The organism is Amycolatopsis melonis (genome assembly GCF_040064235.1).
GTDB lineage: Bacteria > Actinomycetota > Actinomycetes > Mycobacteriales > Pseudonocardiaceae > Amycolatopsis > Amycolatopsis melonis.
Map to the genome: position 1 here is coordinate 17546 of NZ_JBDZYD010000007.1, position 11802 is coordinate 29347.

At 72.2% G+C, this 11802-nt stretch carries 4 protein-coding genes; all 4 read left to right on the forward strand.

Features of this window, described 5'->3' with window-relative positions; genetic code table 11:
- The first annotated feature begins 12 nt into the window (after positions 1-12).
- From ABJI51_RS19400 to ABJI51_RS19415, 4 genes are read left to right on the forward strand one after another with little or no spacing between them, the layout of a single operon-like run.
- Positions 13-7686 (forward strand): WXG100-like domain-containing protein, encoded by a 7674-nt coding sequence (locus ABJI51_RS19400; protein WP_348952460.1) that lies wholly within the window; start codon positions 13-15, stop codon positions 7684-7686.
- Positions 7686-8147, forward strand: a complete 462-nt coding sequence (locus tag ABJI51_RS19405; protein WP_348952461.1) for a hypothetical protein — start codon at positions 7686-7688, stop codon at positions 8145-8147. Before ABJI51_RS19400 ends, ABJI51_RS19405 begins: the two co-directional genes overlap by 1 nt.
- Entirely contained in the window at positions 8144-9553 is a 1410-nt protein-coding gene (locus ABJI51_RS19410; RefSeq protein ID WP_348952462.1) for a TNT domain-containing protein, read from the forward strand. Before ABJI51_RS19405 ends, ABJI51_RS19410 begins: the two co-directional genes overlap by 4 nt.
- Positions 9554-11794, forward strand: a complete 2241-nt coding sequence (locus ABJI51_RS19415; RefSeq protein ID WP_348952463.1) for an ADP-ribosylglycohydrolase family protein — start codon at positions 9554-9556, stop codon at positions 11792-11794. It abuts the gene before it with no gap.
- Positions 11795-11802: the final 8 nt, after the last annotated feature.

Here is an 11802-nt window from a genome sequence, read left to right on the forward strand (position 1 = left end):
GTGGGGGTGGAGATGCCCGACGCGGTCAAGTGGCTGCTGCCGATCGTCGTCGGCGAAAGCTGGCCGGAGGGCGACGAGACCAAGCTGCGCGCGCTGCGGGACGCGTGGCACACGGCGTCGGCGGCGATCGCACCGGCGTCGGAAGCGGGCAACAAGGCCGCGCAGGGCATCCGCGACAACTGGACCGGCGACGGCGCCGACGCGTTCGCGGAGCAGTGGAAGAAGTTCGTCGAAGGCGACGAGGCGTACTTCAAGCAGCTGGCCGACGCGGCCAAGGCCCTCGGCGACTCGTGCGACCAGACGGCACTGGACGTCGAGTACACGAAGTACATGATCATCATCTCGCTGATCGTGCTGGCGGCCCAGATCGCGGCGATGATCGCGGCGGCAGCGGTGACGTTCGGCGGCTCGACGGCAGGCATCGCGCCCGCCCAGATCGCCACCCGGATGACCGTGCAGATGCTGTTCCGGCAGCTGCTCGAGAAGCTGGCGCAGCAGGGGTTCAAGCAGGTCGCGAAGGAGCTGCTGGAGAAACTGCTCAAGCAGGGCCTCAAGAAGATCGGCATGGAGGTCCTCAAGAACGAGGCGATCAACCTCGGCATGGACGCGGGCATCCAGGGCCTCCAGATGGCCAAGGGCGACCGCAAGAACTGGGACTGGTCGAAGACCTCGGACGCGGCAATCTCCGGAGCGGTCGGCGGAGTCGTGGGAGCGGCCTCGGGTTCGATCGGCCGCGGCGCGACCGAAGGGCTTTCGCACAGTGCCGCCGGGCAGGTTGCGGACGCGGCGATGCGCGCGGGAGCCCGGGGAGCGGTCGAGGGGGTCGCGCAGACGGTCGGGCAGGCGGCGGTCACCGGGGATCTGGGGTCGTTGACGCCGGAGCAGCTGCTGATGGGCGCGTCCAGCGGGGCGGTCGGGGGTGCTGTCGGGGGCGCCAAGGAGCAGATGCACTCGGTGCACGAGGCGAACATTCCGCGGGCTGATGGGGAGTCGGGGTCTTCCGGGAGTTCCGAGTCTTCTTCGGCTTCCGAGTCTTCGGAGTCTTCCGAGTCGCGGCGGGAGTCCTCTTCGGAGGGTTCTTCGGAGCCCGAGTCGCGGGAGTCTTCTTCGGAGCGCGAGTCCGCCGGCGAGCCGGAGTCGCGACGGGAAGCGTCGTCGGAGCCGGAGTCGCGCGGCGAAGAGGCGCGGCGGGAAGAGCCACGGTCTGCGGCGGAACCCGAGCGGCGCGAAGTGGCGTCGGAGCCGGAGTCGCGACGCGAGTCGTCCTCGGAGCCCGAACCACGGCGAGAAACGCCGTCCGAGCCTGAACCGCGACGGGAGGCGCCTTCCGAGCCCGAGCTGCGGCGAGAGGCGCCAGCCGAGCCCGAGCCGCGGCGAGAAACGCCGTCGGAGCCGGAGGCGCGACGAGAGGCGCCAGCCGAGCCGGAACCGCGGCGAGAAACGCCGTCTGAGCCTGAGCCGCGGCGGGAGGCGTCGGCGGCGGAGACGAGGGCGGCGTCCGAGCCGGAGGTTCGCCGGGAGGCCGAAACTCAGCAGCGCGCGGAGAGCACGCCGAGCCAGGAGCCCCCGGCCCCGGAGCGGCAGTCCGCCGAGCCGTCGCACCCGGGCGAGACGGAACGTCCGGCTTCCCCGCAACCCGAATCGCATCGGGCGGAGGCCACGGGCGGCGGTTCCCCGAGCGGGACGTCCCAGGGCGGCTACGGCATGGCCCCACCCCCGGGCCACGGCCCGGAACCGGCGCGTCCGAGCGTCGGACGTCCCCAGGACAACGTGGGAGCGGCCGGCTTCACCGGCGGCCAGAGCCAGCCGTTCGCGGCGGAGGCCGGTGGGCAGTTCCAGAACGGACCGTCGCCGCAGCAGGCACCGGGCGGGTTCACGCCCCCACCCCCGCCACCGGCCGGACAGCACCAGCCCCCGATGTCACCGCAGGCCGGGGGACCGCGGCCGCCGGACCCCCGGCGGATGTTCCAGCAGCAGCCGCCGGGTGGCGCGCAGGCACCGTCGCAGGGTCGACGGCCGGCGCCGCGCCCGAACGGCCAGCCAACGCCGGGCGGACACCCGCAGGCAGGACCACGTCACCCGGCCCAGAGTGGCCGGCCACAGCCGGGCGGCCAGCCGCCCATGGGCCCGAACGGGCAACCACACCCGGTCAGCCACCCGCAGACTGGGCCAGTCAGGGGCAGCCAACCACCGGTCGGGCAACCACATCCGGGCGGACACCCGCAGACAGGCCCGGTCCAGGGGCAAGCACCGATCGGCCACCCGCATCCGGTCAGCCAGCCGCAGGCAGGCCCCGCCCAGGGCCAAGCACCAATCAGCCAGCCGCATCCGGGCGGACACCCGCAGGCTGGCCCGGTCCAGGGGCAAGCACCAATCAGCCAGCCGCATCCGGTCAGCCAGCCGCAGGCAGGCCCCGCCCAGGGCCAAGCACCAATCAGCCAGCCGCAGACCGGACCAGTGCGGGGCGGCCAACCACCGATCGGACCGAACGGCCAACCGCACCTGGGCGGACACCCGCAGCCCGGACCGGTCCAAGGCCAATCACCGATCGGCCCGAACGGCCGGCCACCGGCCGGACCAGCCCAGGGCGGTCAACCACACCCGAGCAATCACCCACCGACCGGACCGGTTCAGGGCGGCCAGCCGCCGATGAATGGTCCGGGCGCGCCACCCCGGCAGCCGGGTGGGCCGAACTGGCAGTCGCCGCCGCGGGGTGGGCAGCCTGCGGGACCGCAGCCGTCCGGGGGACAGCCTGGGATGCCTGCGCAGGATCCGCGACGGATGCCGCCGCAGGGTGGGCAGCGGCCCGCGGGGTACCCGAGCCAGCCTCGGGGACCGCAGGGTCCGGGCCCCGCCGGCGGCGGACGGCCGCCGATGCCGCCTCCGCCGGGTGGCCGCCCGCCGGTGCCGCCGCAGGAGCTGCGGCTGGGACCGGTCCGTCCGGCTGGGACGCCGCAGGTTCCGCAGCCGCGGTTCGAGCAGCCGCGGCCGATGGAGCGTGCGCCGGAACAGCCGCGGCCGGTCGAGCCCGCGGCCGGGCAGGTGCCGGAAGGGCCGACCCATCACGTGCCCGCGGAACAGCACCTCGCCGAGCAGGACACGCTGGCGGGCGAGCGGTCTGCCGAACACGCAACCCCAGCCCGCGAGCAGCAGCCCGCCGAGCAGGGGCCGCGTGCGGACGAGCACGCCGCCGAGCAGCACACCCCGGCCGAGGACACGGCACGCACAGCCGAGCCCGAAACCCCGACCGGCGAACAGCGCCCCGCCGAGCACGAACCAGCCGCGGGAGAGCACACACCCACCGAGGCGCCCACAACCGAGCACGAAACCCCAACCAGCGAACAGCCGGCCGCCGAGCACCAACCCGCCACGGCCGAGCACACCTCGCCTGAGGAACCGGCGCGCACAGCCGAGCCCGCGACTCCGGCCCACGAACAGCGCCCCGCCGAGCACCAATCAGCCACGGCCGAGCACACCCCCACCGAGCCGCGCACAGCCGAACACGAGACCCCCACCAGCGAACAGCGGCCCGCCGAACACGAACCAGCCGCGGCCGAGCACACCCCCACCGAGGCGCCCACAACCGAGCACGAAACTCCGACCGGCGAACAGCGGCCCACCGAACACGAAACCCCGGCCAACGAACAGCAGCCTGCTCCCGCTGACGAACCCGGGCCCACGCCCGAACACAGGCACACCGGCCCAGACGAGCCCTACCTCACCGATGAGCACTTCCGCACTGACGATCCCGAAGGGATCCGGCGGATCGAAGACACCTTCATCGACTCCGCGAAGACGAGTCACCAGGACGGTGAGTGGCGGCACGAACAGGTCCACCGCGAAGCGCTCGAAAAGCGTGACCGGTGGCATCCCGGCATGTCCGACGCCGGGGCCGTGGCCGTGCATGCCTACACGCGGACCGAGATGGTCGGGCCGCTCAACCACGCTCTGCGGACAGGCAGTCCCGAACTCGCCCACCTCGCTCCTCAGGCGGCCGCGCTCGTCTCGGGGCTGAACGAGCTGCCGCCGCATGAAGGGCTTGTCTCGCGGCGGGTCGACTTCAAGGGTGATCTTTCGCGGCTTCAGGCCTTCCTGGCTCGGTTCCACGACGGTGCGCACATCACCGAACCGTCGTTCCTCAGCTCGTCGAAGGTCGATGCCGAGCATCCGCGCAGCACCTTCCCCGGTGAAGTCGAGATGCGGATCCAGTCGAAGACCGGCCGGGACGTCGAAGCGCTGGCCAGTCTCGGGCACGAGCGGGAAGTCCTCTTCAAGGCCGGGACGCAGTTCAAGATCACCGGCATCGAAGAGGGACCCGGGCATCCCAACCACAAGCCGAAGCCCGTGCGGGGTGAACCGCACTACGTCGTGCATGCCGAGGAAATCCCGCCAGGGGATCCGCGGCACCTCGGGGAGGCCGACGCGCGGCGGGCGATCGACGAGCGGCGGGCCGGGGAGCAGGCCGACGAAGCGCGGTTCCAGCGGGAAGCCGACGCCAAGCTCGAGAAGTTCTACCAGGAGAACCCCCAGCACCGGCCGAGCAACGACCTGGCGTCGAAGATCAACCCCTTCGACGAGCCGGGTGCTCCGCCGCTGCCCGAACGGCCTCCGCCCGCCACCGGGGAGCCCGCGGGTGGCTGGTCGCAGCTCGCCGAGCCGCTCGCGCCGGGCGGCACGCCCGTCGTGCATGCCGGGTCCGTCGAGACTCCGCAGCAGCATGCGCGGTTCGTGCGGGATGCCGTTCCGGAACTGGGGGCGGTCAACACCCGCAACCACTACAGCCCGGACGGTCTCGCCAACGGCTACCGCACCAACGCCGCCGAGTCGATGGTCGCCTTCGAGCGGCGGATGAACGGCGAGGACGTCGTGGCCGGGCCGTCGCAGCAGCGGGGGCTCGCGCACGTCAGCGAGCAGCTCGGCGGCCAGTGGAGCAGCCGGGACAGCTTCGACCGGGTGGCCGGTGAGCTGGGCGAACGTCCCGTCGGTGCCCGCGCGGCCGTCGCCTTCGAACACGCCGGGGAGTCGCGGCTGGTCGCCGCCGTGCACACCGAGCACGGGATCGCGTTCGTCGATCCCGTCACCGGACGGCTGGCGGAGCTGCCGCCCGGCGCCTCGAACATCCACACGCTGCCGCTCGGGGGCGGGGAAGCCCCGGTCCACCACGAGACCTCGGCCATCGACGACCGGCTCAACCCGGCGCCCGAGCGGGTCGTGCACGACGAGGGCTACCTCTTCGACGACGACCACCGCGGGACGCCCGCCGACCACGAGAGCATCCGCCGCGCGGTCGGCAACGACGACCTCTACCAGGAGATCCACGACCACGCGCTGGCCAAGCGCGACGCCGCGGAGAACCTGGCGCACCTGACCGACGAAGGCGCCGTCGCGCTGCACGGCTACACGCGCGGCGAGTACGCCTACGACGTCAACGAGGCCCTGCGCCGCGGTCCCGAGCATCCCGGGTTCGACCTCGCGCAGCAGAACGCCCGCGCGATCATGGACGGCCTCAACCAGGTCGCACGCGAGTCCGGGGAAGCCGTCCGCGCCTTCGACGTCCGCGGCGACGCGCACCTGGCCGACCTGGTCGCCAAGCCGTACGAACCGGGCTCGGTGGTCGTCGAGCCCGCGTTCTCCAGCGCGTCGATCAAGACCGGCGAGTTCTCGACGTCGAAGTTCGGCGACGACGTCGAGCTGCACATCCGGTCGGACAACCTGCGCGACATCTCGAAGCTCGCCGAGAACCCCGGCGAGCGCGAGACGCTGTCGCCACCCGGCACCCAGCTGCTCATCCACGAGAAGCGGCTGGAGATCGTCGACGGCCGCCGCAAGTGGGTCATCGTGGCCGAGGAGATCGGCCCCGGCCACCCGCGGTACCTCGACCCCGAGACCGCGAAGCAGAAGATGGCCGAGCGGCGCGCCGAGAACGAGCACAACGCGCCCGAGTTCGAACGGCGCAAGCAGGCCGCGATCATGGAACGGCTGCTGGGCGGCACCGAGCCGGAGCACGTCGCGGCGCCGCCGGAACAGCCGAAGGTCCACGACACCGTCCAGGACGTTGCGCCCGAGCCGCCGACGGCGCCCTCGCCGGTGCACGACTACTCGCGGCTGGCGCGGGCGACGAACCCGCCGGCGGAACGGGCCATCCACGCCGCCGGGACGACGGAGAGCGAGCGCGCGGCCTTCGTCCAGGACCGGCTCCCGCACCTGCGCGACGTCAACCCGGGCTTCCGCGAGCCGGGTGCCTTCGAAAACGGCTACATGACGAACTGCACGCGCGGCCCCGAGCCCTACATGGACCGGCTGCGCGGCGGTGACATGACGGCCGAGCCGATCCTGCCGCACGAGATGGGCACCCGCGGCACGCTCGAACACCTCGAAGGCCGCTTCGGCGAGACGTTCTCCGCGCGGGACGGCTACGACGACGTCATCCGCGAGATGCGGGAGAAGGCCCACGATCACCACGCCGTGATCGCGGTGAAGTACGAGGGCCCGAACGGCGTCGTGTACGGACACGTCGCGATGGTCGTGCACACGCCGGACGGGGTCGCGTTCATCGACCCGCAGTCCGGGGACCTCATGCACCTGCCGCAGCCGCCGAAGAGCATCAAGCTGATGCACCTCGGCACGCCGGACGAGGTGCACGTCCAGCCCGAGCACGGCACGGGAACCGCGGACCACGGCGGCTTCGGCTCGGCCCAGCCGCACGAGGCGTTCCTGGCCCGCGACGACGTCGCCGCGGCGCTCGACGGGCACGCCTCGGCCGGGTACATCCGCGAGCACCTCGGGCAGCATCCCGAGCTGGTCCGGATCGTGAGCGAGCCGGGCAACGACTACCTGACGCGCTCGCTGCTGGACAACCCGAAGACCATCGAGAGCCTGCTCAAGCACCCCGAGGCCATCCCGATCCTCGAGGACGCCGTCCGGGAGGTGGACCAGCGCGGTTACCCCGTGATCGACGACGTCCACCAGGACGGCGTCGAGCCGTTCGAACCGACGCCGGAGCAGGCCGCGATCGTCGGCGACGTGGCGGAAACGGTCGCCGGGACCGACCGGGACGACATGGTCCAGGGCAGCTTCGACCGCGAACGCCGTGGCGACGAGGCCTACTGCCGTCAGTGGCTGGCCGAGGAACGCGCGAGGTGGCGCGACAACCAGGACACCCTGAACGCCATCGCCGAGCGCGCCGCGGGAGAGGACGGCGACGTCAAGGGCAGGCTGGAGCCCAAGGAAGACGAGCGGGCGATGGCGAAGATCCGCAAGTACGGCTTCGACGGCGCGAACCTGACCGACCTCGTCGGCGCCCGGATCCAGTTCGCGCGGGTGGCCGACCTCTACCGCGCGCTCGACCAGCTGCGCCAGGACCCCGGGGTGCAGATCGTCGAGTTCGCGGACCGGATCGCCGACCCGAAACCGAGTGGCTACCGCGACCTGCAGATGTCGGTGCGGCTGGGCAACGGGCACGTCGCCGAGCTGCGGCTGCACCTGAAGGACATCGACGACGTCGCCGACTACGAGCACGCGCTGTACGAAGTGCGACGCGACTTCGAGACACTCAGCCGCAAGGAAGGCCGCGAAGGCCTGTTGTCCCCCGAGGAGGCGGCCCTCGACGCGGCGATCGTGGAGCAGGTGCGCGGGCGGTTCGAGGAAGCGCTGCGGCGAGGACTGATCACTGAGGAGGACGGCTGATGGCCTTCCGGACCCCGATGTTCTTCAAGTACTACGCCCAGACCTACCGGATCGACTCGACGCCCGACGGCGGCCTCACGGGCACGATCCTCGATCTGGACACCGGGTTCTTCCGGGAGGACAACAGCCACATCCGCGAAGTCGTCTGGTCGACCACCGAGTCCGACATCCGCGGCCCGTTCGACGAAGAGCGGTTCGTCCAGGAGACCGAGCGGGAACGGGACTACCACCTGACCGGGGACGGGCCGATCTTCGCGCTCTACGAGACGGTGGCCGGCCTCTACGAACAAGCCCGCAAGCGGGAAAGCCGTCGCCTGGAACCCCAGGAAGCCGCGCTGATCCGGTCGATATACCAGCGCACCTTCAAGATGTGGGAGGACGAGGCCGCCCGGCGGGCCGCGGGGGAGCCGCCGTCGTTCGAAGCGCGGCGCAGGTATCCGGTCCGCCGCGCGGAGCAATGATTCACGTGGAACATTCGCCCGAAGCGCAGCGCGCTCTCCTGGTCCGGCTGGGCAGGCTCGTCCGCGAGCACCGGTCCGACGCCGCCCGGCCCGCGGTCGCCGACTTCCGCCAGGTCGGCAAGCACGCCGAGCTGGTCGGCCACAACACGGCGACCCCGGACGAACTCGCCGTCCTCTTCACCGAACTGCGGGCCGCGATGTACGCCGAGGGCCGCGGCACCTGGCTGCAGGCGCGGTTCACGCTGCACCCGGACGGCACCTTCGACTTCGACTTCGCGCTCGACGACGATCCACTGTGGACGGACGCGCCGGGTGCCGCCGCCTACCCCGAAGAGCTGGCCACGTTCCCGCGCGCCGACGAGCACATCCCCGACTGGTGGCGGCTGCGCGCCGGGCTGCCGCTGGGCGTCGTCTTCCGGCACGCCGAGATCGGCGGGCCGGACGTCGAACGGCCGCCGCTGACCGACACCGAGGCGCCGCTGGTCCTGCAGTACCTCGAACGCGAAGCCGTCGTGCACGAAGTCGACGGCGAGCGCTTCCACACCGACGGCACGTGGATCTGGTCCTCGGCGGTGCCGGACCTCCTCGCCGAGCACGGCGTGCCGCCCGAGCCGGACCTGGTCGCGCACATCCGCCGCCACCACTTCCAGCCGCCGTACGTCGAGCCGCTGGTGCGCCGGACCGCCGAGGCGGACCTGCTGGGCAAGCCGCGGCCGAAGCCGGGCCGCGCCGACGTGAAGAAGACCGCCGGGGACGTCGCCGCCGAGCTGGAGACCACGCCGGATCCGAAGCTCGCCGACGACGAGCTGCTGACCGTGCTGGTGCAGCGGCTGGGCGAGCACGGCGTGTGGCCCGAGGCCTACCGCGTCGGGGACCGGGCGGACGGCACCTGGTGCCTCAACTACACGCCCGACGGCTGGGAAGTCGCCGCGTACGCCGGCGGCGAACCACGCGAGCCGAAGTACTTCGCCCGGCTCGAAGACGCCGCGCAGCAGCTGCTGGGCGCGTTGCTGCTGCACCCCGCCCGGATGACCGCCGGGCACGAAACACCGCTGGAGACCGCGAAGGAGCTGGACGACTGGCCGGTGCACCCGGCACCGGGTGAGCCTCCCCTCACCCTGCTCCGCAACAAGCGCATCACCAGGCTGGTGGCGGGTACGGTCGTCCTGCGCTTCGGCGAGGAACCCGGCAACCTCGTCCACCACGGGGAGGTACGGTTCGCCACGACGTCGCTGCCGCTCGAACGGGAGCGGGTGCGGCGGAGCTACCGGTTGAGACGCCCCCTGCACGTGATCACCGGCATCACGGTCCCGTGGGCGAACCTGCCGGGTGGTGCGGTGGCCTTCGTGCTGCCGAAGACGATCGCCGAGCACGAGTCCGACGGAAGCCTGGAGAGGATCGAGTAGGTGGAAGCGGCGGAAGCGATTGCCAAGGTCGGCCAGTGGCTGCGTGCGGTGCACGGCCCGGACGTCTCCGGTCCCGCGGGCCTGCGGGTGGACACCGAGAAGGTGCTGCGCATCCCCGAGGGCTGGTCGGTGCCCTACAACACCATCGCGTTCCTCGACGAGGGCCGTCCGGAGAAGGAGATCTTCCCGCCGCCGTCGGTCGTCGTCCGCGAGCCGGACGGCGAGCTGCGCCAGGCGCACCCGCATCCCGGCGGGCTGTCGGTGCCGGTGGCGTTCCCCGGCCAGGAGAACTGGCGCGAGGTCGTCGACCCCGAGTACGTCAAGGCCGGGCTGGGCGAGCTGGGCGTGCCGCTGCAGGCCGTCGCGGGCTGGGTGAAGGTCGACGCCGACGGCAACCAGACCGGCGAAGAGCGCGAGAACCCCGAGTACAAGGCCGGGCCGATCCGCCGCGGCTACCCGAAGCCGGAGAACACCCTCGAGACGCTGCTGTCGTTCGCCAGCGTCGGCTGGCTGACCCGCGAGCTGCTGCTCATCGGGCTGATCCGCTGCGAGGTGTACGTCCCGCTCGACCTGGAGACCGGCAAGACCGACCGCTTCTACTTCGCCGAGGAGCGCAACGAACTCAAGGTGTTCAGCTCGACGCGGCACCTGCCCGCGCGCGAGCACGGCTGGTGGAAGGTCGACGTCGCGACGCTGGCCGAGTTCGAGCACCCGCCGAACCTGGTGATCAACGGCGGCCCGACGACCATCGAGGACGTCTCCAGCGGCGAGCTGGCCGAAATCGTCAAGCGGTTCCCGCGGCACGAGCCGCGCATCGACCTCCACGGCCGCTGCCCGGAGGCCGAGGAGGACCTGATCCGCGTCGCGGCCGAGACCGCGGCCCGGATGGGCCTGCCGGAGCCGGTCAAGCCGCCGCTGCTGGCGGCCGAAAAGGCCCGCAAGCGCGGCTTCGAGCTGACCGCCGAGGAGTGCGCGAAGACCATCCTCGGCGAGTCGTGGCTGCGGCGCATGAACATGCCGGAACCGCCGCGCAGCAAGCCCAACGACCTGCGCGCGAACGGCCTGGCCCCGGCCTACGACAACACCGGGCGGACCGTCCCGCGGCTGGACACCTTCGGCAAGTACTTCGAGCGGGACCTCGACGGCTTCCGCTACGGCTGGCAGCGCGTCACGGGCGCTTACGTCGGCTTCGCGCTCGGCGAGGCCCTCGGCGCGGCCGTCGACCGGATGCCGCTGCACGACATCCACGCGAAGTACGGCATCGACGGCGTCACCGACCTGCTGCCGGCGTTCGACCAGCCCGGCCGGATCGGCTCGCTGACGCAGCGGCTGCTGTTCTACACCGAGGCCGTGATCCGCAGCCCGCACCGCGAGCAGCCGGAGTCCCGCGAAGCCGAGCAGCTCTTCCCCGGCGTCGTCCGCGGGGCGCTGCAGCGCTGGCTGCGCACCCAGGGCGCGCCGATGGACGCCCCGGACGGCTGGCTCGTGCAGGTCCCGGACCTGCACGCCCGGCGCGACATCGACGACGCCGAGCTGAACGGCTACCACCAGCTGGCGACCGGGACCGCGGGCGCGCCGATGACCGGCCCGGCCGCGCTGATCCCGGCGTTGCCCGCCGCGCTGACCATGGCCGGGCCCGGCAGCGGCTTCAGCGGCGGCGCCCGGCAGGCGGTGCGCGAGCTGGCCGGCGTCACCCACCCCGGCGAGCAGGACCTCGCCGCCGCGACCTACCTGACCTGGCTGTTCGAGCAGGCGCTGACCAAGGACGCGTTCAGCTTCCCGATCTGGAACCTCAGCCGCGAGATCCTCAACCCGGACAGCCAGTACCAGCAGGGTCCGGAGTGGACGGCGATCGGGGAGATGGTCGCCGAGTCGGTGCCGTTCTTCGGCGAGCACGGGCTGCCCGACCTGCGGATGCCCGAGCTGATCGGCGACGGCAAGACGACGCTGTCGGTGCTCGGCCGCGCGTTCGCCGCGTTGTCGGGCTTCGAGAACTACCCGGAACAGGCGCTGCTGCGCGCGGTCAACCACTCCGGCCGCAGCGCGCTGACCGGCGCGATCGCCGGCGCCCTGCTCGGCGCGCGCACCGGGATTCCCGGGCTGCCGCAGAAGTGGGTCGACCAGCTGGAGCTGCGCTACCTGGTGGAGAACGTCGCTTCGGACGTCTACTGGCACTTCGACCGGCATTCGGCGTTGAGCGCGCTCGGCGACGCGTGGATCGAGCGGTACCCGCGGCACTAGCGCGAGGA